The organism is Agrobacterium sp. CCNWLW155 (assembly GCF_036888815.1).
Lineage (GTDB): Bacteria > Pseudomonadota > Alphaproteobacteria > Rhizobiales > Rhizobiaceae > Agrobacterium > Agrobacterium radiobacter.
Genome location: NZ_JBAKFW010000002.1, coordinates 464,957 through 488,241, shown reverse-complemented (window position 1 = coordinate 488,241; position 23,285 = coordinate 464,957). Strand labels below are relative to the sequence as shown.

Below are 23,285 nucleotides of genomic sequence, written 5' to 3'. Positions count from 1 at the left end.
GTATGTCCCCACTCCAGTATCTCGTAAAAACAAGGGACACATTTATTATGGCAAGCATTCTCACCAACACCAACGCAATGGCCGCTCTCTCGACCCTGCGTTCCATCGCTTCCGACCTTTCGAGCACGCAGGACCGCATTTCTTCCGGCCTGAAGGTTGGCTCGGCTTCGGACAACGCTGCCTACTGGTCGATCGCGACCACCATGCGTTCCGACAACAAGGCTCTCGGCGCCGTCTCCGACGCGCTGGGCATGGGCGCCGCCAAGGTTGACACCGCGTCTGCCGGTATGGACGCCGCCATCAAGGTCGTCACCGACATCAAGGCAAAGGTCGTTGCCGCCAAGGAACAGGGCGTTGACAAGGCCAAGGTTCAGGAAGAAGTCACGCAGCTGCTCGACCAGCTGAAGTCGATCGGCACGAGCGCGTCTTTCAACGGTGAAAACTGGCTCGTTTCCAGCGCCAACGCCACCAAGACGGTTGTTTCCGGCTTCGTTCGTGACGCCAGCGGCAACGTCAGCGTCAAGACGACGGACTACGCTCTCGACGCCGCCTCCATGCTTTACACGGAAGCTACGCCCGGCACGATCGACGCAAACTCCGGTATCCTGAACGCTACCGGTGCGACGACGACTGTCGGCGCCAAGACCTACACCCAGATCTCCGTTCTCGACATGAACGTCACCACCGACGATCTCGACAACGCCCTCTACTCCGTTGAAACCGCTCTGACGAAGATGACCAGCGCCGGCGCCAAGCTCGGTTCGCTGTCTGCCCGTATCGACCTGCAGACCGACTTCGCCGACAAGCTGTCCGACACCATCGAAAAGGGCGTTGGCCGTCTCGTTGACGCCGACATGAACGAAGAGTCCACCAAGCTGAAGGCTCTCCAGACGCAGCAGCAGCTGGCAATCCAGGCTCTGTCGATCGCCAACAGCGACTCGCAGAACATCCTGTCGCTCTTCCGTTAAGAGCTGAGCTTCTCATAGCCCTTCGGGGCTGGGGGACAGATTTCTTCCCACAGGCAATCGGGGGCTGACCGAGCGCAGACTGGGATAGAAGGCATAAAGGTCCGAAAGGCTGAATCGGACTGAATGCATCAATGAGGCCGCATCCGGAAACGGGTGCGGCCTTATCTTTTTTTTAAACTTTTGGCGATACGCGCGCGTGCGCGCGAGGGTTGTATTTTTTAATTTTGACGACGCCGAATTTCTTTCTCCGCTTATCAATTCATTAACCAAACCCGCGTTACCTAATGCTCATCGAAACGGCGAGCTAACGTTAAAAATCAGCCAGTTAGCAGGCATGATGCTGTGCGCCGTTCCCGGTGAAACCGGAATGTCCCTTCTTTAATCAGCCATTCAAGGGGCACACTACTATGACGAGCATTATCACGAATGTCGCAGCAATGTCTGCGCTCCAGACCCTGCGCTCTATCGGCCAGAACATGGAATCCACTCAGGCACGCGTTTCCTCCGGCCTTCGCGTTGGCGAAGCTGCTGACAACGCTGCTTACTGGTCGATCGCAACCACGATGCGCTCCGACAACATGGCTCTCTCCTCCGTTTCCGACGCTCTCGGCCTCGGCGCCGCCAAGGTAGACACCGCTTCTGCCGGCATGGAATCGGCAATCGAAGTCGTCAAGGAAATCAAGGCAAAGCTGGTCACGGCAACTGAAGAAGGCGTCGACCGCACCAAGGTTCAGGAAGAAATCGGCCAGCTCCAGAAGCAGCTCGCATCGATCGCACAGGGCGCTTCCTTCTACGGTGAAAACTGGCTCGTCGGCGTTTCGACGCTCGGTGCGACGACCCCCGGCACGGACCCGGACAAGTCGGTCGTTGCCGGCTTCGTTCGCTCCACCGGTGGCGCCGTTAACGTCACGACCACGAAATACGCTCTCGACAACACCGCAACCGGCAATACCCTGTTCGGCTCGGTCGACTCCGCTACGGGCGTTCCCGACACGACAGGCATTCTCGGCACGACCGGCACGTTCACGACCGTCGCTGCCCAGTCCGTCTACACGCTTGATATCACCCAGTATGCAGCCGCTGACCGCGCCACGAACATGGCCGAAGCCCTGACGCTGGTTGAAAACTCCCTGAAGGCCATGACCAGCGCTGCCGCAAAGCTCGGCTCGCTCTCCATGCGTATCGGCCTGCAGGAAGATTTCGCTTCCAAGCTGTCCGACTCCGTCGAAAAGGGTATCGGTCGCCTCGTGGACGCCGACATGAACGAAGAGTCCACCCGCCTCAAGGCCCTGCAGACCCAGCAGCAGCTCGGCGTTCAGGCTCTCTCGATCGCCAACAGCAACTCCGAAAGCATCCTGTCGCTCTTCCGTTAATCGGAAGCTTCAGCCGAAAAAATCAACCGCGCCGAAAGGCGCGGTTTTTTTGTTTAATCGCCTGCGAAACTAAGAGATTTTTTGATTAAGAGTTCGTTAACCAAATCACGGCTAAATCAGCGCATCGAAACGACTCGTTAACCAAGACGAAAAAGAGGTTAACAGGCATCACGCCGCTCAGTCGTTTCCGGCGATCCCGGAATGTCCCTTCCCATTTAGCCAGCTCAGAGGGGCAATTATGACAAGTATTCTGACGAACACCGCCGCCATGTCGGCGCTTCAGACCTTGCGCGCAATCAGCGGCCAGCTCGAAGATACCCAATCCAGAGTGTCTTCGGGTCTGCGGGTCAAGACCGCATCCGACAATGCCGCCTACTGGTCGATCGCGACGACGATGCGCTCCGACAACATGGCCCTTTCCGCGGTTCAGGATGCGCTGGGCCTCGGCGCGGCGAAGATCGATGTCGCCTATTCCGCAATGGAAAGCTCGGTCGAAGTCATCAAGGAAATCAAATCGAAAATCGTTGCCGCCACCGAAGAAGGTGTGGACAAGACCAAGATCCAGGAAGAGATCGACCAGCTGAAAAAGCAGCTTGAATCGATCGCGCAGGGCGCATCCTTCAGCGGCGAGAACTGGCTGCTGGGCACCGGCGCCAAGACTGTCGTTTCCGGCTTTGTTCGCGACGGCGGCGGCACTGTCAGCGTGACGAAAACAGACTATACGCTTGTCGATACCACTGCCGGCACGACGACCGCCAATGTGCTTTTCGGCCTGACCGGCTCGCCCGCGACGCTCGACACCACGAGGGGCATCATCGGACAACCCGGAACAGCCTCCGGCATTTCCGTATGGGACATCGATCTCAAGCTGTTCGCTTCTGCAACGCCGCCGGCCTACACCATCGGTAATCTTCTCACCGATGTCGAAACCGCATTTCAATCCCTGAGCAGCGCTTCCGCCGCTCTCGGCTCGATCAAGATGCGCATCGGCCTTCAGGAAGACTTCGTGTCGAAGCTCACCGACTCCATCGACAGCGGCATCGGCCGCCTTGTGGATGCGGACATGAACGAAGAATCGACCCGCCTCAAGGCGCTGCAGACACAGCAGCAGCTGGGCATCCAGTCGCTCTCCATCGCCAATACCAGTTCCGAAAATATCCTGTCGCTATTCCGTCAGTAAGCGGCGCCCGATGGCTACGGGCGGTTTCGTCCCGCTCTGGCAGCAACAGAATATTCGGATATGGAAACCGCGCTTCGCAAGGGGCGCGGTTTTCCATTTGCCGCGGGCTGCGCGGCGCGGGCATACATCACATGCCGCATGCGAACGGTGTAGGCTATTACGTAAGTATTTGAAATTGTGTGGAAATGGTGCTGCTAGAGAGATTTGAACTCTCGGCCTCTCCCTTACCAAGGGAGTGCTCTACCCCTGAGCTATAGCAGCATCCGGTGCCGAAGCGTTTGCTTCAGCATCAAGCGTGGCGGCCTATTGCCATAGGTTTTTGACGAGCGCAAGTCGCAAAACGATATTCTTCATCAAGCGGGGCAAAAAAGCGTGCCCCCTGTTGAAAAATGCATTTTTCAGATATTGCTGAATCTATGAACGAACATCATGACAAACAGGCAAAGGCAGCGGTTTCCGCCGGCGCTTCCGCAGAAGCATACGCCCCGGTGGCCGACGGCAAGCCGCAGGCGGGGCCTGGCGAAAAGGCGCGGCAGCGCGAGGTGGAGCGCAAGGCCCGGGCGGCCAAGAAGCTTCGTGAAAATCTTTTGAAGCGCAAACAGCAGGTTCGTGCGCGCCGTGCCGGCGAAGAGGACGATACTATTGGCCTGCCTGCCGCAAAAACGGACGAATCATCCTCTTAGAGAATTCATCAGCATAAAATTGAAACGCCGCGGAAATTCGTCTAAGGACGCGCCTTTCCGCAAGGCACTATAAGAAAGGCGGGCACAGGCCCGTAGGGACGCATGGATCGCATCAGAATTACGGGTGGCAACAAGCTAAACGGCATCATTCCCATCTCCGGCGCTAAAAATGCCGCCCTGCCGTTGATGATCGCATCGCTTCTCACCAGCGACACGCTGACGCTCGAAAACGTGCCGCATCTGGCCGACGTGGAGCAGCTCATCCGCATTCTCGGCAATCACGGCGTCGATATTTCCGTGAACGGCCGCCGCGAAAGCCAGGGCGAAGCCTATTCCCGCACCGTGCATTTCACCTGCCGCACCATTGTAGACACCACAGCGCCTTACGAGCTGGTTTCCAAGATGCGCGCGAGCTTCTGGGTCATCGGCCCGCTTCTGGCGCGCGAGGGCCGCGCCCGCGTTTCGCTGCCCGGCGGCTGCGCCATCGGCACACGCCCGGTCGACCTGTTCATCGAGGGCCTTGAAGCACTCGGTGCGACGATGGAGATCGATGGCGGTTACATCAACGCCACTGCGCCCAAGGGCGGCCTGATCGGTGCCGTCTACACCTTCCCGAAAGTTTCCGTCGGCGCGACGCATGTGATGCTGATGGCGGCAAGCCTTGCCCGCGGCACCACCGTTATCCACAACGCCGCGCGCGAACCGGAAGTGGTCGATCTGGCCCAGTGCCTGACTGCCATGGGCGCGAAGATCGAAGGCGCCGGCACCTCCACCATCACCATTGAAGGCGTCACCTCGCTTTCCGGCGCACGCCACCGGGTTCTGCCGGATCGTATCGAAACCGGCACCTATGCCATGGCGGTCGCCATGGCCGGTGGTGACGTGGTGCTGGAAGGCACACGCGCATCGCTGCTCGACAACGCGCTCGATACGCTGCGGCTCGCAGGCGCTACCATCAGCGATACGGAGACAGGCCTGCGCGTCGTGCGCAACGGCAATGGCATCCAGCCGGTCGATATCGTGACGGAGCCCTTCCCCGGCTTCCCAACCGACCTGCAGGCGCAGTTCATGGCGCTGATGACCCGTTCGCAGGGCGTCTCGCATATCACCGAAACCATCTTTGAAAACCGCTTCATGCATGTGCAGGAACTGGCCCGCCTCGGCGCGAAGATTTCGCTCTCCGGCCAGATGGCCCGCATCGAAGGCGTCTCCCGTCTGAAGGGTGCGCCAGTGATGGCGACCGACCTGCGCGCTTCCGTCTCGCTGGTCATTGCCGGCCTCGTGGCGGAAGGTGAGACCATGGTTTCGCGGGTCTACCACCTCGATCGCGGCTTCGAACGCCTCGAAGAAAAGCTCACCCGCTGCGGTGCGCTGGTCGAACGCGTCAGCGATTGATCCTTTCATCACCGCTCATCCGTTTTCTACCCGTTGCAGAGTGGCCCCGGACTGCCTATTTCCATTGTAAGTCATGGAAATAGCGGTCCGCACCGCAGAAGAAGGAAGAAAACGATGAGCGGCCTGAAATTGCTGGCGCTGGATACTGAAGATCTCTCCGTCATTTCGACGCATATGCAGGACAGCGTCTTCAAGCTGAAGGACGTTGCCTTCGAGCCGAAACACGGGCAATTCACGCTTTCCGCCAACCGTTTCGTCTGGGAAAGCACTGAGAAAAAGAGCCTGCCGCCGGAGCGCTGCCGCAGCGTGGTTTTCCTGAAGCGGGTCTCCGCGGTCCGCTCGCACGGCATCAACCGCGACGACAAGGAACAGGTGCTTTCGCTTCTCGCCATCCGCTTCGTCCAGAATGGCGAAGGGCCTGATGGCGCGGTGGAACTGACGCTGTCCGGCGGCGGCGCCATCGCACTCGACGTCGAATGCATCGAGGCGCAGCTGACCGATGTGAGCGGCGCCTGGGAAACCACTACCAAACCGCATCATCCCGACAGCGAATAAACGTTGCAAGCCTTCGCAACGGTTGCCTTTCCTTGCCGTTTCGATTTATGCCACATACCAGAGCCGCAATTTTTCTGTGGCAAGTTCGTACACCTCGCGGGATTTCCCGCGGGGACAATGAAAGGGTAATGGCGTGGCAATCTGGCTGGAGCGGGCATCGGCTGATTTCGAACAGAAATTCGCGGCTTTCCTGACAACCAAGAGAGAAGTTTCCGAAGACGTCAACGCGACCGTTCGCGACATCATCAACGATGTCCGCCATCGCGGCGATGCCGCCCTTGCCCATTATTCCCAGAAATTCGACGGTATCGATTTCTCGAAAGTCCCGATGCGTGTCACGGCGGATGAGATCGATGCAGCCTTTGCCGCCGTCGACAGGAGCGTGATCGAGGCGCTTGAACTTGCTGCCCGGCGTATCGAAAAACACCATGCGCGGCAGATGCCGAAGGACGATATCTACGAGGACGATATCGGCGTGGGCCTCGGCTCGCGCTGGACGGCGATCGAAGCCGTGGGCCTTTATGTGCCCGGCGGCACGGCCAGCTACCCAAGCTCGGTGCTGATGAACGCCGTGCCGGCAAAGGTTGCCGGCGTGGAACGTATCGTCATGGTCGTGCCGGCCAATGGCGGCGCGGTCAATCCGGCGGTGCTTGCCGCCGCGCGTATCGCAGGCGTCGAGGAAATCTATCGTATTGGCGGCGCACAGGCCGTGGCAGCGCTTGCCTATGGCACGGAAACCATCGCGCCGGTCGCCAAGATCGTCGGCCCCGGCAATGCCTATGTGGCCGCCGCAAAGCGCCAGGTCTTCGGCACTGTCGGCATCGACATGATCGCCGGGCCTTCTGAAGTGCTTGTCATTGCCGACAAGGACAATGATCCGGACTGGCTGGCTGCCGATCTTCTGGCGCAGGCGGAACATGATCGCGGCGCGCAATCGATCCTGATCACCGACAATGCCGAACTCGGCAAGGCCGTTGAAGCGGCCGTCGAGCGGCAGCTGAAGCGCCTGTCGCGTTCCGAAACGGCGGCGGCAAGCTGGGCCGATTTCGGCGCGATCATTCTGGTCGAAAAGCTCGCCGACGCCATTCCGCTCGCCAACCGCATCGCCGCCGAGCATCTGGAACTTGCCGTCGATGATCCGGATGCCCTGATGGCCCACATCCGCAATGCGGGTGCGATCTTCGTCGGACGCCACACGCCGGAGGTGATCGGCGATTATGTCGGCGGCTCTAACCATGTTCTTCCGACGGCGCGCTCGGCGCGCTTCTCCTCCGGCCTTTCAGTGCTAGATTTCGTCAAGCGCACCTCGATCCTGCGGCTTGGGCCCGAGCAGCTGCGCCAGCTTGCGCCGGCAGCGATTACCCTTGCCCGTTCCGAAGGGCTGGACGCACATGCGCGTTCGGTCTCCATTCGCCTCAATCCGGAAAGTTAAGCGATGGCTTCAGGCGATTTCCGGCTCTGCGACGTGGTACTGGACGATAGCATCGGCCGGTCCACGCCCGACGTGGAGCATGAACGCGCCGTCGCCATTTTCGATCTGATCGAGGAAAACACCTTTGAGCCGCTTGGCCATGCCGGCGGGCCATACCGGCTGCACATCTCGCTCGTCGACGCCAAGCTGGTTTTCTCGATCAGAACGGAAGACGAGAAGGATGTCGCGATCCATATCCTGTCGCTGACGCCGTTCCGCCGCATCATCAAGGATTATTTCCTGATCTGCGAAAGCTATTACGAGGCTATCCGCTCCTCCACGCCGAGCCAGATCGAGGCAATCGACATGGGCAGGCGCGGTATTCACAACGACGGCTCGCAAACGCTGATGGATCGGCTTTCCGGCAAGATCAAGGTGGATTTTGATACCGCGCGCCGCCTCTTCACCCTTGTCTGCGTGCTTTATTGGCGGGGTTAGAGATGATCGATCCTGCCGCAGCGCCAAACGAGGGACGAGCGCCCAAATCGGTCCTCTTCATGTGCGGCATGAACTCCATTCGCTCCCCCATGGCGGAGGTCATCGCCAAACGGCTGGTGGCGCCCGGCATCTATATACAGTCGGCGGGCGTGCGCGCCGGCGAGCGCGATCCTTTCGTGGATGCCGTACTGGAAGAACAGGGATTTTCGCTCGGCAAGCACAAACCGCGCACTTTGGATGAGATCGAGGATGATTTTTTCGATCTGATCATTACATTGACACCCGAAGCCCATCACGCCGCACTGGAACTGACGCGCTCGAATTCGCTCGACGTGGTCTATTGGCCGACCATGGACCCGACGGTAATAACAGGCACGCGCGAGCAAATCCTCGACGCCTATCGCGAGGTGCGGGACCATCTGGCAAAGCTGATCTCGGAACGCCTGCCGGGACGGCAGCAGCCGGTGGCGGATACGCTTTCAAAAGACTGAAAACCGCCTCAGCCTGTTAAAATCGATCGCGATTTTCAAGCCGATGCTTTAGAGGTTCACAAATGTGCCGGGATTGTGTAGTTTCCGCGCAATTTTCCCGGACAGGACACGTCCGGCACTATCAACAGGAAGAAAACCCTTACATGACAAAAGAAGAAGTCCTTGAATTCCCGGGCATCGTAACCGAATTGCTGCCGAACGCAACATTCCGCGTAAAGCTTGAGAACGACCACGAAATCATCGCCCACACGGCGGGCCGCATGCGCAAGAACCGTATCCGCGTTCTCGCCGGCGACAAGGTGCTGGTCGAAATGACGCCTTACGACCTCACCAAGGGCCGCATCACCTATCGCTTCAAGTAATCCACGTTCCGCAACGGACGCCCGGGCAGCGCAATGACCAATTCAAAACAAAAGCTCGTTCTGGCATCCGGCTCGCCGCGGCGTCTGGAACTGCTGCATCAGATCGGTATCGAACCGGCACGTCTGATGCCGATGGATATCGACGAGACCCCGGCCAAGCTTGAGCATCCGCGCACGCTCTGCCGTCGTCTGTCATTGCAGAAGGCGGAAGCCGCGCAGGCGGCGCTGAAGAACGAACAGGTGTGGAAAGACTCCTATGTTCTGGGGTCCGATACCGTGGTCGCCGTTGGTCGCCGCATCGTCGGCAAGGCCGAATATACGGAAGAGGCCTCGGCTGCGCTGCATCTTCTTTCGGGACGCAGCCACTGGGTCTATACCGGCATCTGCCTCGTCACCCCCGGCGGCAAGATCCGACAGAAGGTGGCGGAGACAAAGGTGCGTTTCAAGCGCCTCTCCACGCGCGAAATCGAGGCCTATATCGCCTCCGGCCAGTGGCGCGGCAAGGCGGGAGCCTATGGCATCCAGGGCATCGCCGGCGCATTCGTGCAGAAGCTGACCGGTTCTTATACCAATGTCGTCGGCCTGCCGCTTTATGAGACGATGTCGCTTCTTTCCGGAGAAGGATTTGAGGTGACTTCGGGCTGGCTCGAAGGATAGGCCATGGCAAAATCTCCCGAAGGCGCCGGAAACGTCACGCCGCTGCGCAAATCCCAGCCATGCCCTGAATGCGGGCGGCCCTCGACACGGGAAGACTATCCTTTCTGTTCGGATCGCTGCCGCTCGCTTGATCTCGCCCGCTGGCTGAACGGCTCCTACGCCATTCCGGTCGCAGACGATGAAAGCAGCGCCGTTGGACAGGACACGGCCAAGAACAACGGCGAATAAGACCTGCACCGCCGGAAACTTCGGCGGTGAGTTGCATAAGATTTTCAGAGCCTTCGCTCACACCATATATTCACCGGGCTGCCGATAGTCCGAAAAGCCATATCAAAACCGGCTGACGCCTTTCCGCCAGCCCCTTAAGGTCTTGCGATGGACGCAGGCTTGCAGAAAAGAGTGAGCTCCGGCGCGCTGCTGTTTGCGGTGCTGGCCGTTTGTCTTGCCATCGGGGCGACGGTGCTGCTGGCCAATGACAGGAAGCATCTCAAAAGCCTGCTGATTTATCTCAATCTGGCATCCGCGACACGCTCCGCGGCCCCCCCGCCGAAGATGAAGCCCGTCAAGCGGCAGAAACTGGTCGCCCAAAAAGTCTCTCTGCCGCCCCATCTTCTGAAATTTGAGCAAGGGGGTGACAGGGCATCTTTCGCACGCGATTTCGTTCTTTCCGGTAAGGAGCTTTGCGACCGCTTTACTGCCGCAGGTTTTTCCAACCCGCATGGCTGGCACACAAGCCCGGTCAACATCCGCAATTTCGAGTGCATGGCCGATCTTGCGGTGGCGAACGCGGCAGGCCCGGCCGAGCGGGCCTCGCTCTTCCTCGAGATCAGGGGCGAAGCGTCCGGCGAGGTTCGCTCCATCAGGATGAAGGCCGTTGCGCCGAAGACGCCGGATGGTGCTGCCATTCTGACAAAACTCGATGAAACACTCACCATGATCATCGAACAAACCCGCTGGGCTGATCTGGCGGACATGCTTGAGCCGGCCCGCCGGATGCAGCCCTATCAGGCACAACATTTCGGTATTTCGGTTTCCATAAAACCGGAAACGACGGCACCCCATCGCCTGAACGTGATTTTGCTCACAAGCGAACAATCGCCGGGGTAGAAGCTGACACGCAGCTTCTTTGACAGGGATCGCTGGCTTCGACCAGCCGCTCCACTGGATCGGCCGATCCTTTATCCTTCCGTCAGGAAAGACCGCTTTCGGTAAAGCAAAGTCCGCTCAGCCTATTGCCGCGAGCTTGCGCCGCACCGGCGGAATCCTGTCGCTTTGCTGGGCCTGGCGTTTGGCCTCCCACTGGAGCGCAGTGCGAACGATGGTCACCAGATCGTTGAAGCGAGGACGCCAGCCCAGCTCCGACTGGATGCGCGCCGAATCCGCCACCATGGCCGCAATATCGCCCGGGCGGCGCGGACAATGGATGATCGGGAAATCGCAACCCGATTCCTGCTGCACGGCCTGCAGGACATCAAGAACCGAATAACCAACGCCATAACCGCAATTGAGCGTGCGTGTGCCGCCACCGGCACGCAGATGCGCCATGGCCAGCATATGCGCGTCGATCAGGTCGCTGACATGAATATAATCGCGAACGCCGGTGCCATCCGCGGTCGGGTAGTCCGTTCCGTAAACTTCCACCCGGTCGCGGCGACCGGTAGCGGCTTCGCAGGCGACCTTGATGAGGTTTGCCACACCGGTGGGAGAAGGCCCGGCGCGCCCCTGCGGGTCGGCTCCGGCAACGTTGAAATACCGCAGCGCCACGTAATTGAAATCATGCGCCTGCACGACATCGCGCAGCATGATTTCGGAGGCGAGTTTCGACAGGCCGTAGGGGTTTTCAGGGCTGAGGATCGCGGTTTCAGGAACCGGGCCATCAAAGGGCTGGTTTCCATAGACGGCGGCTGTCGACGAGAAGATGAAATTGCGAATACCGTGGCCGACTGCCGCCGCAACGAGGGCGCGGGTCGTGCCCGTGTTGTTTTCGTAATATTCGAGCGGCTGGCTGATCGATTCAGGAACGCTGACGGAGCCCGCGAAATGGAAGATGGTCTCGATCTGGTTTTCTTCGAAAATCTGGTCGAGCAAGGCGCGATCCGCCGCATCGCCGAGATAAAAACGCGCCGCCGGCGCGACCGCCCAGCGCGACCCCGTCGAAAGCCGGTCGACAACAACGACCTCTTCCCCGGCATCGAGCAAAGCCCACACCATGTGGCTTCCTATATAGCCGGCCCCACCCGTGACCAGAACAGCCATGACAATACTTCCCTGTTTGCTTTTCTTGAGCCCATCAAAGCCAATAATTCTTCATCATTGATTACTTGCACAGCGAATACGCGACCGAACCCCCGCCCCATTAAAAAGGTGGCTTACGATTGGTTAGCGCAATGAGGTGCTTTTTATTTATTAGATGAAAATGTTCTCATAAATGGAACAAGGAGCGCATAGCACAGAAAATCCCCCGCGTCGATGGTTGCGCCGTGGGGTTGCAGTTTTAGGTCTTCGCTGTGATTTTGTTGCCGATTTCCCTACCGCAGCGCGATCCCGGCGCGGCAGGGGAAACCATTATACGCAAAGGCGCCGCTTACCTGCCGAGGATATAGGATGCCAGCCGGTCGGCCGCATCTTCTATCTGCTTTGGGTTGCGCAGGAAGCAGGCACGGAGAAACAGCTCCCCTCCAGGGCCGAAGGCCGTGCCGGGCGCAAGGCCGACCCCGGTCTTGTCGACGATATCAAGCGCCGTGGCCCGGCTGTCCGTCACGCCGTCTATCTTGAGAAAGGCATAGAGAGCGCCATCGGGCTTCAGAGTTTCCACACGGTTCGTCGCGATGAGCGCATCGCAGAGAATGTCGCGGGAGGTCAGGGCGCGTTCGTAATTCTCGCGCACGAAACCATCACCGTGATCGAGGGCGGCGACTGCGCCGCGCTGCATGAACTGCGCCACGCCTGAAGTGGAATATTGAATGAGGTTTTCGATGACCTGACCGATGGCCGGCGGGGCAACAAGCCAGCCGACACGCCAACCGGTCATGGACCAGTTCTTCGAAAAGGAATTGGCGAAGACGATCTTGTCATCCGGCTCCATGACGTCGAGGAAGGACGGCGCACGGCTGCCGGAATAATGATAAAGCGCATAAATCTCGTCGGCGACGATCCACAGATCATGTTTGCGGGCGAGTGCCAGAACATCACGAAGATTATCGCGTGTCGCCGTCCATCCGGTCGGGTTGGAGGGCGTATTGATGAAAAGCGCCTTCGTCTTGCCGGTGATCGCGCTTTCCAGCCTGTTGATATCGAGATCCCAGCGGCCGTCGCGGAAATCGATACCCACTGGAACCGCCTTCGCGCCTGCCACACCGATGGCGGCAACGATATTCGGCCATGTCGGAGACAGATAGACCATTTCGTCGCCGGGTGAGGTCAGCGCCTGCACGGCAAGCACAATCGCCTGCATGCCGGAACCGGTAGCGTAAAAATGCTCCGGCGGCAGCGATGCCGCGAAATGGCGTTCGTAATAACGGCTCAGCGCCTGGCGCAATTCTGGAATGCCACGCTGCCAGGTGTAGAAGGTTTCGCCATTGTTCAGCCCATCGATGGCGGCCTGATTGATGAAGTCCGGGCTCGGCAGATCACCTTCGCCGACCCAGAGCGGCAGGAGATTGTCTCGCCCCCGGGCATAATTCACGACTTCAACAATGCCGCTCTCGGGAGCCGCCAGAGAGCGCGCACTCAGACTGTTCAAAATGGACATTAAAGACACTCCGTTTGGTGCCTTCTTATCGCATCGAACCAGCCATGTGCATGATATTCCGTGAGGCGATCATGGATTTTCTTTATGGATCATCCCCGGCAGCAGATCGCCGGCCGCACGGGCCGGCAAATCAGGCCGGGGACAATGCCGGCAATCAACGCGTCTTCAGCAGATCGCGGATTTCGGTGAGGAGCTTGACGTCTTCCGGCGGCGGAGCTGCTTCCGCCTTTTCCTCAACCTTCTTGCGCTCAACCGAATCGCGCAGCTTGTTGACGCCCTTGACCATCAGGAAAATGATCCAGGCGAGGATAAGGAAGTTGATGAGAACCGTCAGAAAGCTGCCATAAGCGAAGACGGCGCCCTGATCGCGGGCGGCGGCGAGCGAGGTGGCATTGACGCTGGAGCTCAGCGGCAGGAAGTAGTTCGAAAAATCGAACCCGCCGAAGATCGCCCCCACGATCGGCATGATGAGATCGTTGACGACGGAGTCGACGATCTTGCTGAAAGCCGCACCGATAATAACACCCACGGCCAGATCCATGACATTGCCGCGGGCAATGAAGGTTTTAAATTCGTTAAGCATTCAGATTGTCCCTCTCTCCTGCTTCGCGAGCTGAAGCTATGTGACTGTCCCTACGCGCTCAACCATATAGGGTCCGGGCATCATTTGGAATCCGCGGGATTGCATTTATTAGCTTTTTTGCACGCGCGCCTTGAACTTTATGATCAGACCGCGCTCATTCTCAACGGCCCGGAATTCGCCTATGCTGATATCAGGGAACTCTTGCACGGGGAGGATGCGTGCTTCCTGGGTGGATCATATTCGGTTCGGCCTTCGCTTATGTCCTGCTGCTGTTTGCGGTTGCAAGCTATGGGGACAGGAACAGCCGCAACAGAAACGCTCCGAAAAAGGGGCGTCCGTTCGTCTATGCGCTCAGCCTGGCAATCTATTGCACGTCCTGGACCTATTTCGGCGGTGTGGGGCTCGCGGCAGACAGGGGGCTGGAATTTCTCGGCATCTATACCGGGCCGATCCTCGCCTTCACCATCGGCATGCCGATCATCCGCCGCATCGTTGAACTGGCGAAAACGGAAAAACTGACTTCCGTCGCGGATTTCATCGCCGCCCGATACGGCAAGAATTCCACCGTGGCGATGATCGTCGCCATCATCGCGCTCGTCGGCGCCATTCCCTATATCGCGCTGCAGCTGAAAGCCGTTTCCAGCTCGGTGGCGACGATGGTCGATCCCGGCGATTACGGCATTGGCAGCGGCAATCTTTATTTCCTCGATCTGCCACTGGTCGTCACCATCGTCATGGCGGGGTTTGCCGTCATGTTCGGCACCCGCCACACCGATGCCACCGAACATCAGGACGGGCTTATTCTGGCGATTTCGATGGAATCGCTGGTCAAGCTCGTCGCCATGTGCACCGTCGGTTTTTACGTACTCTTCGTCCTCTTCGACGGTCCCGCGCATCTGTGGCAGCTTGCCACGGATAATGAGCAGGCCATGCGGGCCATATCCTATCACACGCCCGTCAGCCGCTGGATCGTGATGACGCTGCTTTCCGGTTTCGCCATCATCCTGCTGCCGCGCCAGTTCCACGTCACGGTGGTTGAAAACCGCACGCCGGAAGAGCTGCGTATGGCCGGGTTCCTGCTGCCGCTCTACCTCATCGCGATCAACATCTTCGTGCTGCCGATCGCGCTTGCCGGCATTCTGACGCTCGGCGCCAATGGCGATGCCGATCTCTACGTGCTGCAATTGCCGCTCAATCATCAGATGCCGGTCGTGTCGCTGATCACCTTCATCGGCGGCTTTTCGGCGGCGACCGCGATGGTGATCGTCGCTTCGGTGGCGCTGTCGATCATGATTTCCAACGATATCGTCATGCCGATCTTCCTGCGGCAGAAGCTGTTGAACCGCTCACCGCACCGGGACGACTTCGCCAAGACGCTGCTCAACATCCGCCGAACGGCGATCTTTGCCGTGCTGCTGCTGGGTTATGGCTATTATCGCGCCGCCGATAGCGCCACGGGCCTTGCCTCCATCGGCCTTCTGGCATTCGCCGCCATTGCGCAGATGGCCCCTGCCCTTTTCGGCGGGCTGTTCTGGCGGCGCGCCAATGCCCGCGGCGCGATCGCGGGGCTGAGTTCGGGTTTCTTCGTCTGGGCGTATCTGCTGTTCCTGCCAAGCTTCGGCGGGCCTGACAATTCCGAGGTGGCAGCCAATATTCTCGGTTTCCTGTTTTCCGGCAGCACAGTATTCAATGGGCCGGAAGCCGACCCATTCGTGAATGCGGTCATTCTCAGCCTGCTCGTCAACAGCCTCGCCTTCGTGCTCGGCTCGCTTTCGCGAAATCCGAGGCCGGTGGAGCGCATCCAGTCCGGCATCTTCGTCAAGCGCCACTCGAAATCGCAATTCGCCACCCGCGGCTGGAAAACCCGCGTCAGCGTCGGTGATCTCAAAAGCGCGGTCGCCCGTTATCTCGGCGAGGAGCGCATGCTGCGGTCACTCGCGACCTATGAAAAGACGGCAGGCAGGAAGCTCAATGACGACCAGCCGGCGGACATGGCGCTGATTCATTTCTCCGAACAGCTGCTGGGCAGCGCCATCGGCTCCTCCTCCGCCCGTCTGGTGCTTTCGATCATTCTACAGAAGGCGGAAGACACCAGTGCGGATACGGCATGGCTGCTCGATCAGGCGAGCGAGGCCCTGCAATATAACCAGGACATGCTGCAGACCGCGCTCGCCCAGATGGATCAGGGCATTGCCGTTTTCGACAGTTCGCAGCAGCTGACCATCTGGAACCGGCGTTTCCGCACCCTTCTCGATCTACCCGAGCAGTTCGGGCAGGTGGGCGTACCGCTCACGGATATCGTTTCGATGCTGCAGGAACGCGGCGATATGCCCGCCGGTGACACGAATGAACTGATCACCAGCTTCCTGACCATGGATCTGCCCTTCTCGCTGGTGCTGGCGGGCGGCGAGCGCATCATCGAAGTGCGCTCCAACACCATGCCGGACAAAGGCATCGTCGCCACCTTCACCGATATCACCCAGCGGGTGGCGAGCGATCAGGCGCTGAAACAGGCAAACGAAACGCTGGAGCAGCGCGTGGCGGAGCGAACCGTTGAGCTTACCCGCGTCAACCGCGAACTGGCGGAGGCAAGAGCCTCCGCCGACGAGGCGAATATCGGCAAGACACGCTTTTTCGCCGCCGCCGGCCATGACATTCTCCAACCCCTGAACGCCGCCCGCCTCTATTCCTCCTCGCTGGTCGAACGGCTTGGCGCTTCTGGCGAAAGCGATCTCGTCCACAATATCGATTCGGCGCTGGAATCGGTGGAGACCATTCTTGGTGCTGTCCTCGATATTTCCCGTCTCGACACCGGCTCTATGAAGGCGCGCATGACATCCGTGCCGCTGAATGAGTTGCTGAAACGCATCGAGACCGATTTCGCACCGATGGCGCAGGAGAAGAACCTGGACCTCGTGGTCATGCCAACCTCGCTGACCGTCCGCTCCGACCCCAACCTCCTGCGGCGTCTGATACAGAATCTCGTTTCCAACGCCATCAAATATACACTGAGGGGCAAGGTGGTCGTCGGTGCGCGCCGGCGTGGCGGTGAAGTCGTCATTCAGGTGACGGATTCCGGTATCGGCATTCCCTCATCCAAGTTTCGCACCGTCTTCAAGGAATTTGCCCGGCTGGACGAGGGTGCAAGAACGGCATCCGGCCTCGGACTCGGTCTTTCCATCGTCGACCGACTGTCGCGCATGCTGCACCATCCGGTACAGCTGACCTCCACCCCCGGAAAAGGCACGACCTTCCGCATCCACCTGCCGCGCGAGGCGGATCGCCTCGTGCCGGCAAAAACCGATGGCGGGATAACCAGTCCCGCAGCCAGCGACCGCCTTCAGGGCGTCCGGGTCCTGTGCGTCGACAACGAGCCGAAAATCCTCGAGGGCATGACACTGCTGCTGACGGGATGGGGTTGCGAGGTTTTGCCCGCAGGTTCCGTGGCGACGCTGGAGGAGCCCTTCCTCACCTTGGCCGCAGCGCCCGATGTCATCGTCGCCGATTATCATCTGGACGATGGCGACGGCATCAGCGCCATCCGCCTCATCAGGACATTTTACGGCAAGACGATCCCTGCCCTGCTTGTAACGGCGGACCGCAGCCCGGAAGTGCGCAGCGATGCGGAAAAATACGGGATTTCCGTCCAGCACAAGCCGGTCAAACCGGCAGCGCTGCGGGCCTACATCAACCAGATATCCAGCACGGCCCGCGCGGCGGCAGAATAAAAAACTCCCGGATGTTGCGATCCGGGAGGTGTTTACGTCTGAATAAGCGTGTCAGGCCGCACGGCTCAATCGATCCCTGCCGGTCGCCGAGCCATGTTCCATCTGGAAACGCTGAACGAGATCGAGCAGCGCTTCCACCTCTCCGGACAATATGCTGCTGGCCGCACTCGACTGTTCGGCAAGGGCCGCGTTCTGCTGGGTCATCTGATCCATCTGGTTGACGGAACTGTTGACGTTATGAAGTGCCGAGGACTGGTCCTGCGTTGCCGTGGCGATGGTTTCGACATGCTGGCTGACGGTGACGATCTGCCGGCTGATGGCGGAAAGTACGGTGCCCGCCTCCTGCACCAGCTTCGATCCGGAACTGACTTCCTGCGTCGACTGGTTGATGAGCTGCTTGATTTCACGCGCCGCGTCGGCAGAGCGTTGTGCAAGCTCGCGCACTTCCTGCGCCACGACGGCAAAACCCTTGCCCGCTTCGCCCGCACGCGCCGCCTCGATGCCGGCATTCAGGGCAAGAAGATTGGTCTGGAAGGCAATGTCGTCGATGACCTCGATGATCTGCTCGATCTTGCGCGAGGCATCTTCGATGCGGCCCATGGCGTCGACGGCGTTGCTGACGACCGAACCGGAACTGTCGGCGCTCTGCTTGGTGATGCGCACGGCCTCATTGGCCTCCCGCGCACGCTCGGCCGAGGATCTGACGGTGACAGTGATTTCGTCTACAGCGGCAGCGGTCTCTTCCAGCGAGGCGGCCTGATTCTCGGTGCGCTTCGACAGATCGACCGACGACTGCTCGATTTCAAAGCCGCTATGCTGGATGATGAGCGTGCGCTCACGAATCTGCCCCAGCGCATCGCGCAGGTTGAGGAGGGATTCGTTGAAATCCGTGCGCAGACGGTCGAGACGGCCAGCGAAAGGCGTCTCGATCGTGCGGCTCAGATCGCCACGCGACAGCCTGCCGAGACCAGAGGCGATCTCGCCGACCGCAAATTCGATCTGGCTGTCGAGTTCCTGTTTCTCGGCGTCGTTGCGGTAACGCTCGGACTCCGCCGCAGAGCGTTCTTCGGCGCTTTTGCCCTCGATCGCCAGTTTCTCAAGCGCATTTTCGCGGAAAATCACCAGCGCGCGGGCGATGTTGCCAAATTCATTGGTATTGGTGGCGTAAGGGATCGGCGTATCGAGATTGCCGTCCGAAAGGGACTTCACCGCATCGGTCAACTTGCCAAGGGGTTGAAGCGTGCGCTTGATGACAAAGTAGGCGAGCAGTCCGACGCCAAGCATGGCGAGCGCGCCGCAGATGAGCATCATGTCGCGCAGGCTGTATATCTGCGCATCGTAGACGTCCATGGGAACACCCACGAACAGGATGCCGACGGTTGCGCCGGTCTTGTTCGTGACAGGCATGTAACCGGTCATGTAGCTGGTGCCGAACAGCGTGGCGGTGCCAAAATAGGCCTCACCCTTGGAGACTTTCGCAAAAGCGGGATGATCGGTAGCAAGCTTGGTGCCGGCTGCTCTCTCGCCCTTTTCGTTCTTCAGATTGGTGGTCATGCGAATGAATTCGCCGCCCTTGGCTTCAAACACGGTAGAAATACCGCCGTTACCGGCTGCGGTGCGGTCGACGAGATCATTGTCGCGCATCGTTCCGATGCTGGCGCGACCCACACTTTTGAGGTCCCCATCCACCATTTCGAGGGCAACGCCGCCGACCTTCATCTCATAAAGGATAGACATGCCGCGCATCGCGCTGTGCGTATCACGCAGCGCGGTGGTGATGATGTTGTCCTTCAAGCGAATATAGGTCGAAAAACCAACTGCCGCCACGCTGAGCGTGATCAGGCCGATCGTCAACGCGACGACCTTGCCAGCAACGGACTTAAAGAGCCGGTTGTGCATGAAACAGTTCCCCAAAGCCAAACTTATAAAAGTTCTAGTAGGCAACTGTTAAAAAAACGCGAAGTGCCGATAGCGCCTTTTAGGGGGCGCGCAAATGCCGGTTCGGGGCCGCCGGCCTGGGAGGGGCGGGAAAACCCGCCCGCCATCAATGGATGTAACCGAGCCTGATAGCCTTGGCGATCGCCTGGATACGGTTGACGGAATCGAGCTTGATCGTCGCCGAACCGAGATAAGCGTTGACGGTGTGCACGGAAAGCCCGAGCTTGACCGCGATTTCTTCGCTGATACGGCCATCCCCCGCCAGTTGCAGGCAGGCGATTTCCCTCTCGCTCAGGGCTTCGGAGGGTGCTGCCTTGCGCTCGTCCAGCGCCAGCATGTCCACCATGATCTCGCAGCATTTGATGTGCTGCTCGATCACGACCTCATTGTCGAGAACGAGGTTGGTACCGCAGAAGACGATATAACCGTTGCCGATAGTGCCAAGCCGCACCGGCAGGGCGAGCCCCGCATAGGGCAATGTGTCGTTCTCGATGCGGCGCAGAAGTGCGGGCACATCGGGAAGATCGGCAAAGCCGCCGGCATTCTTGTTGCGCCATATCACCGGCAGAAGCGATGTCTCGATATGATCGAGAAGAATATCGCCGACGGCGCGGATGAACTGCGTGCTCTGTTCTGCGGCATTCATGCCCCAGTTTTCCAGCTCGCAGGTCAACTTCTTCTTGTTCGGGAAACCGGAAGCGGCAGCTTTCGTCACCACGAAATTGCGCGCGCCGACCAGCTTCTGCATGGCGACAAGCTTCGGAAACAGATCCGACCGGCTCGTCACGACAGGGCTGCGGTAAAACATGCCCATTTGACCTGTACCCTCATTGTCTTTCGTCTGTACCATCCGTCCGACCATTATACGAGGTTGTTGCGCACGGCGTAGGCAATTGCCTCCGAGCGGGTTTTTGTCGCGGTTTTCCGCATCACGCTTGTGATGTAATTATTGATCGTATTGCGTGAAATGCCAAGGATCATCGCAATTTCGTCACTTGTCTTGCCTTCCGCGATCCAGAACAGGCACTCAAGCTCACGCTCCGTGAGATCGATATCGCGCACGGTCTTTGCTTCGCTGGCAATGCCGAAACTGACGCAATAACCCGTCAGCAGGGCGATTTCGCGCAGTCTTTCCGGCGAAGGCACCGCTTCTTCGGGAAACAGCAGCAGCAGAGAAAGCCGGATGCGGCCCACGCAGAAGGAGAGCGCCGAATATTGCCGGTCTATGCCGTAGGGAACCGCAACATCATCGGGAAGGAAAAGCAGCCGTGGCTGCAGAAGCGAAAGGCATTTCTCCATTTCGCTTGATCTGTTCTGGCTGTTGGCCAGTTCAAGGCCAAGCCTGCGGACCAGATCAAAAGGCCAGTCGGAGGTGACGATGAATTTCAGTCCGGTTTCTTCGAGAAGATCATCCCGCGCCAGCAGATAATGCGAGGCGCCAGCATAGGTTACGAGCAGATCCAGTGCGCCTGCAACGTTACCGGCAGCAGCCGTGGCTGCGACGTTTTTAGCAAGCTGATCGCGTGGCAAGGGCTTACCCATGCCCTCCATAGGCTTGGCAGACAGCCTGCGGATATCAACATCGACTTTCAATCGCCTACGCCCTCTTGCTCCCAGTGGGAGATTATACCTCGGGATGGAATCATTCCATTCGAGAAGCTTACCAAAATGGGACGGCAAGCCCCCGGAGACCGAATCACTTCATTTTATGGAACGGACTGGGATTTGCCATTACCTGACACCAGCCTTTCCACGTATTTCACTGTTCGTCTATTGCTAAAAAAACATACTGAAAAGCTGTTCAATCCATAAACGGCATTCTCAGCCAATTCCCAGCAAACTGTATCGTTGCTGAATTTTTTGTAAACACTGTCCTAAAACGAGATTGCCACGATGCGCCCGCCAAGGATAGCAAAAAGCCCGAAAACAGAAAAAAGGCCGGGTAAAACCGGCCTTTTTGATATTATGCTGCTTTTTCCACCGCCCATTTGCGCAGGATCTTGGCGGCTCGTTCCTCGCTGATTTCCACCATGCGGGAGAGCCTGCGTTCGGGCCCTTCGCGAACCCGGCGGTTGAATGTGCCCTCGCCATCGCCGCCTGCCAGAAGATCGTCGGTGCTGTCGAAGCCGAAATCCGCCCCGAAACCTTCCATGAGACCACCTGCGCCGGCATCCATGCCGGGAGAGAAGTCCGGCAGTTCCAGACCGGCAGTCTCCTGGCTGAGCTGACCCGCTGCTGCACCGTTGGCGGTAACCGTGCGGACCAGAGGACGCACACCGAGCCAGATGACGAGGAAGGCGACGGCGACGAAGGCGAGCGAGTTGATGATGCCGGCCGAATTGCGGCTCAGCACTTCCATGATGCCCGGCCCGCTTACGGCTTCATCAAGCAGCTGCGTTTCGAGGAAGTCCATAGCGGTGAGCGTCACCATATCGCCGCGATCGGAAGAAATGCCGGCCGCCGAGGTTACGATCTTCTGCATCTCGGCGAGATAGGCGTCGATCTTGGCCTGATCGGCGGGTTCGCCGACCATCTTGGCGATGCGACCCTTGTTGACGACAACCGCGACCGAAATCTTCTCGACGGTATAGCCGTTCTTGACCGTGGCGACCGTCTTGGAATTGATCTCGTAGTTCGTCTGCTCTTCCTTCTTGGCCGACTGGTCGGAAGACTGCGGGCCACTGCCGCCGCCCTGGGGCGCTGCCTGCGGTACGTTCTGCTCCACGGTCGCGGCCGTATCCGGCTGCGTTTCCTGGGATTTCTGGTCTTCCTTCACCGTGCGGATGGAGCGCTCGACGCGTGATTCCGGGTCGTAGACGGTTTCCTGAATCTGGCGGCTGTCGGTATTGAGCTGCGCCGTCACGCTGGAGCGGAAATTGTCCATGCCGAGGAAAGGCGCCAGCGCCTTGTCGATGTTGGTCGTGATTTCCTGCTGAACATTCTGCGCCAGTGTCAGCGAGCGGTTCATGGCGGCGTTGGTGACGTCGTCGCCGGAGGCCAGAAGCTGGCCGGTCGAATCGAGGAGAGTCACATCATCGACCTCGAGGCCGGGAACGGCCGAGGCGACGAGGTGACGGATGGAAGCCGATGCCTTGCGCCCTGCGGTGGCGCTGGCGCGGATCATGACCGATGCGGTGGGCTTCTGTTCGCCACGGCGGAAATTGCCGACGTCAGGCATGACGATATGGACGCGTGCAGCGGCAATGCCGTCAATCTGCTGGATGGAGCGGCTGATTTCGCCCTCAAGGGCGCGAACGCGCGTCACTTCCTGCATGAAGGAGGTCAGGCCGAGAGAACCGACATTGTCGAAAAGCTCATAACCGGCATTGGCGCTGTCCGGCAGGCCGCGCTCGGCCAGAAGCAGCCGTGCCTTGCTGGTGAGCCCAACGGGAACCTGAAGGCTGGAACCATCGGTCCCTACCTGAAAGTCCAGACCCGATTCGGCGAGCGCAATGCTGATCTTGTTGAGGTCGCTTTTTTCAAGCCCCACATAAAGGGTCTCGTAAGCGGGACGGTTCACGTAAAGCGCTGCTGCAAGGATAATGGCCATGGACAAAACGCCCACGCCGCCCAGCATCAAAAGCCGTGTCTGCCCCAGCGCAGCAACATTCTTCAAGACCTGAGGGATTTGATTTAACAGATTCATTCTGTTCCGCACCGTCATTCATAGAGTCCGAGACCTTTTGGCCCCGTAATGACAATAGGGTGCGAA

At 59.1% G+C, this 23,285-nt stretch carries 20 protein-coding genes, 1 tRNA gene and 1 pseudogene; 14 read left to right on the top strand and 8 right to left on the bottom strand.

The genetic code is table 11. The features are described 5' to 3' along the window. Positions 1-47: 47 nt before the first annotated feature. From V6S97_RS10925 to V6S97_RS10915, 3 genes are all read left to right on the top strand, one after another. The gene (locus V6S97_RS10925; RefSeq protein WP_003503439.1) at positions 48-968 is read left to right on the top strand and encodes a flagellin N-terminal helical domain-containing protein; all 921 of its coding nucleotides are present in this window, start codon (positions 48-50) and stop codon (positions 966-968) included. Positions 969-1,375: 407 nt separating this feature from the next. Continuing rightward, positions 1,376-2,341, top strand: a complete 966-nt coding sequence (locus V6S97_RS10920) for a flagellin N-terminal helical domain-containing protein (RefSeq protein WP_003503440.1) — start codon at positions 1,376-1,378, stop codon at positions 2,339-2,341. A gap of 238 nt (positions 2,342-2,579) precedes the next feature. Next, positions 2,580-3,521, top strand: a complete 942-nt coding sequence (locus V6S97_RS10915; protein ID WP_003503441.1) for a flagellin N-terminal helical domain-containing protein — start codon at positions 2,580-2,582, stop codon at positions 3,519-3,521. Between the two features lie 186 nt (positions 3,522-3,707). Here the strand turns inward: V6S97_RS10915 and V6S97_RS10910 are convergent. Then, positions 3,708-3,782, bottom strand: a tRNA-Thr gene (locus tag V6S97_RS10910). A 155-nt stretch (positions 3,783-3,937) separates the two neighbouring features. On the opposite strand from V6S97_RS10910, the gene V6S97_RS10905 reads away from it, so the two are divergent. From V6S97_RS10905 to V6S97_RS10860, 10 genes and pseudogenes are all read left to right on the top strand, one after another. Beyond that, a complete protein-coding gene (locus tag V6S97_RS10905; RefSeq protein ID WP_060722894.1) occupies positions 3,938-4,204 on the top strand; it encodes a hypothetical protein in 267 nt (88 codons plus the stop codon). A 102-nt stretch (positions 4,205-4,306) separates the two neighbouring features. Then, entirely contained in the window at positions 4,307-5,599 is a 1,293-nt protein-coding gene (gene murA / locus V6S97_RS10900) for a UDP-N-acetylglucosamine 1-carboxyvinyltransferase (protein WP_003503445.1), read from the top strand. 114 nt (positions 5,600-5,713) lie between these two features. Next, positions 5,714-6,154 carry a DUF2948 family protein gene (locus tag V6S97_RS10895; protein ID WP_003503446.1) on the top strand — a complete coding sequence of 147 codons (441 nt, stop codon included), beginning with the start codon at positions 5,714-5,716 and terminating at the stop codon, positions 6,152-6,154. 133 nt (positions 6,155-6,287) lie between these two features. Next, positions 6,288-7,586, top strand: coding sequence for a histidinol dehydrogenase (hisD, locus tag V6S97_RS10890; protein ID WP_003503447.1), 1,299 nt, complete (start codon positions 6,288-6,290; stop codon positions 7,584-7,586). 3 nt (positions 7,587-7,589) lie between these two features. Continuing rightward, positions 7,590-8,063: a UPF0262 family protein gene (locus V6S97_RS10885; protein WP_003503448.1), complete on the top strand. Its 474-nt coding sequence runs from the start codon at positions 7,590-7,592 to the stop codon at positions 8,061-8,063. Between the two features lie 2 nt (positions 8,064-8,065). After that, positions 8,066-8,554 (top strand): arsenate-mycothiol transferase ArsC, encoded by a 489-nt coding sequence (locus V6S97_RS10880; RefSeq protein ID WP_003503450.1) that lies wholly within the window; start codon positions 8,066-8,068, stop codon positions 8,552-8,554. Positions 8,555-8,697: 143 nt separating this feature from the next. Further along, on the top strand, positions 8,698-8,916 hold the full coding sequence (gene infA, locus V6S97_RS10875) for a translation initiation factor IF-1 (RefSeq protein WP_003503453.1): 219 nt from the start codon (positions 8,698-8,700) through the stop codon (positions 8,914-8,916). 33 nt (positions 8,917-8,949) lie between these two features. Further along, a complete protein-coding gene (locus V6S97_RS10870) occupies positions 8,950-9,573 on the top strand; it encodes a Maf-like protein (RefSeq protein ID WP_060727005.1) in 624 nt (207 codons plus the stop codon). Positions 9,574-9,576: 3 nt separating this feature from the next. Beyond that, complete coding sequence (yacG, locus tag V6S97_RS10865; protein WP_003503455.1) at positions 9,577-9,801, top strand: DNA gyrase inhibitor YacG; 225 nt, start codon at positions 9,577-9,579, stop codon at positions 9,799-9,801. Between the two features lie 147 nt (positions 9,802-9,948). Next, positions 9,949-10,785: pseudogene (locus V6S97_RS10860) on the top strand (DUF6030 family protein). Positions 10,786-10,797: 12 nt separating this feature from the next. Here V6S97_RS10860 and galE read toward each other — a convergent pair. From galE to mscL, 3 genes are all read right to left on the bottom strand, one after another. After that, on the bottom strand, positions 10,798-11,829 hold the full coding sequence (gene galE / locus V6S97_RS10855) for a UDP-glucose 4-epimerase GalE (RefSeq protein WP_060722890.1): 1,032 nt from the start codon (positions 11,827-11,829) through the stop codon (positions 10,798-10,800). A gap of 328 nt (positions 11,830-12,157) precedes the next feature. Next, positions 12,158-13,324 (bottom strand): pyridoxal phosphate-dependent aminotransferase, encoded by a 1,167-nt coding sequence (locus V6S97_RS10850; RefSeq protein ID WP_060727008.1) that lies wholly within the window; start codon positions 13,322-13,324, stop codon positions 12,158-12,160. Between the two features lie 154 nt (positions 13,325-13,478). Continuing rightward, entirely contained in the window at positions 13,479-13,907 is a 429-nt protein-coding gene (gene mscL / locus V6S97_RS10845) for a large conductance mechanosensitive channel protein MscL (RefSeq protein ID WP_003503459.1), read from the bottom strand. 218 nt (positions 13,908-14,125) lie between these two features. Between mscL and V6S97_RS10840 the strand changes: the two genes are divergently transcribed. Beyond that, positions 14,126-17,635, top strand: coding sequence for a PAS domain-containing hybrid sensor histidine kinase/response regulator (locus V6S97_RS10840; protein WP_209787726.1), 3,510 nt, complete (start codon positions 14,126-14,128; stop codon positions 17,633-17,635). 51 nt (positions 17,636-17,686) lie between these two features. Here V6S97_RS10840 and V6S97_RS10835 read toward each other — a convergent pair whose 3' ends face one another. From V6S97_RS10835 to fliF, 4 genes are all read right to left on the bottom strand, one after another. Further along, positions 17,687-19,534 (bottom strand): methyl-accepting chemotaxis protein, encoded by a 1,848-nt coding sequence (locus V6S97_RS10835; protein WP_003503461.1) that lies wholly within the window; start codon positions 19,532-19,534, stop codon positions 17,687-17,689. 145 nt (positions 19,535-19,679) lie between these two features. After that, the gene (gene visR, locus V6S97_RS10830) at positions 19,680-20,381 is read right to left on the bottom strand and encodes a transcriptional regulator VisR (protein WP_034496317.1); all 702 of its coding nucleotides are present in this window, start codon (positions 20,379-20,381) and stop codon (positions 19,680-19,682) included. Positions 20,382-20,434: 53 nt separating this feature from the next. Beyond that, positions 20,435-21,166: a transcriptional regulator VisN gene (gene visN, locus V6S97_RS10825; protein ID WP_003503463.1), complete on the bottom strand. Its 732-nt coding sequence runs from the start codon at positions 21,164-21,166 to the stop codon at positions 20,435-20,437. A gap of 370 nt (positions 21,167-21,536) precedes the next feature. Further along, complete coding sequence (gene fliF, locus V6S97_RS10820) at positions 21,537-23,219, bottom strand: flagellar basal-body MS-ring/collar protein FliF (protein WP_003503464.1); 1,683 nt, start codon at positions 23,217-23,219, stop codon at positions 21,537-21,539. Positions 23,220-23,285: the final 66 nt, after the last annotated feature.

Bases quoted from the DNA above. Each gene is read 5' to 3' on its own strand.
- galE (WP_060722890.1), bottom strand. From the start codon at position 11,829: ATGGCTGTTCTGGTCACGGGTGGGGCCGGCTATATAGGAAGCCACATG.
- V6S97_RS10915 (WP_003503441.1), top strand. From the start codon at position 2,580: ATGACAAGTATTCTGACGAACACCGCCGCCATGTCGGCGCTTCAGACC.
- yacG (WP_003503455.1), top strand. From the start codon at position 9,577: ATGGCAAAATCTCCCGAAGGCGCCGGAAACGTCACGCCGCTGCGCAAA.
- mscL (WP_003503459.1), bottom strand. From the start codon at position 13,907: ATGCTTAACGAATTTAAAACCTTCATTGCCCGCGGCAATGTCATGGAT.
- murA (WP_003503445.1), top strand. From the start codon at position 4,307: ATGGATCGCATCAGAATTACGGGTGGCAACAAGCTAAACGGCATCATT.
- V6S97_RS10920 (WP_003503440.1), top strand. From the start codon at position 1,376: ATGACGAGCATTATCACGAATGTCGCAGCAATGTCTGCGCTCCAGACC.
- V6S97_RS10925 (WP_003503439.1), top strand. From the start codon at position 48: ATGGCAAGCATTCTCACCAACACCAACGCAATGGCCGCTCTCTCGACC.
- V6S97_RS10895 (WP_003503446.1), top strand. From the start codon at position 5,714: ATGAGCGGCCTGAAATTGCTGGCGCTGGATACTGAAGATCTCTCCGTC.
- infA (WP_003503453.1), top strand. From the start codon at position 8,698: ATGACAAAAGAAGAAGTCCTTGAATTCCCGGGCATCGTAACCGAATTG.
- fliF (WP_003503464.1), bottom strand. From the start codon at position 23,219: ATGAATCTGTTAAATCAAATCCCTCAGGTCTTGAAGAATGTTGCTGCG.
- V6S97_RS10885 (WP_003503448.1), top strand. From the start codon at position 7,590: ATGGCTTCAGGCGATTTCCGGCTCTGCGACGTGGTACTGGACGATAGC.
- V6S97_RS10905 (WP_060722894.1), top strand. From the start codon at position 3,938: ATGAACGAACATCATGACAAACAGGCAAAGGCAGCGGTTTCCGCCGGC.
- V6S97_RS10880 (WP_003503450.1), top strand. From the start codon at position 8,066: ATGATCGATCCTGCCGCAGCGCCAAACGAGGGACGAGCGCCCAAATCG.
- V6S97_RS10850 (WP_060727008.1), bottom strand. From the start codon at position 13,324: ATGTCCATTTTGAACAGTCTGAGTGCGCGCTCTCTGGCGGCTCCCGAG.
- visR (WP_034496317.1), bottom strand. From the start codon at position 20,381: ATGTTTTACCGCAGCCCTGTCGTGACGAGCCGGTCGGATCTGTTTCCG.
- V6S97_RS10870 (WP_060727005.1), top strand. From the start codon at position 8,950: ATGACCAATTCAAAACAAAAGCTCGTTCTGGCATCCGGCTCGCCGCGG.
- V6S97_RS10835 (WP_003503461.1), bottom strand. From the start codon at position 19,534: ATGCACAACCGGCTCTTTAAGTCCGTTGCTGGCAAGGTCGTCGCGTTG.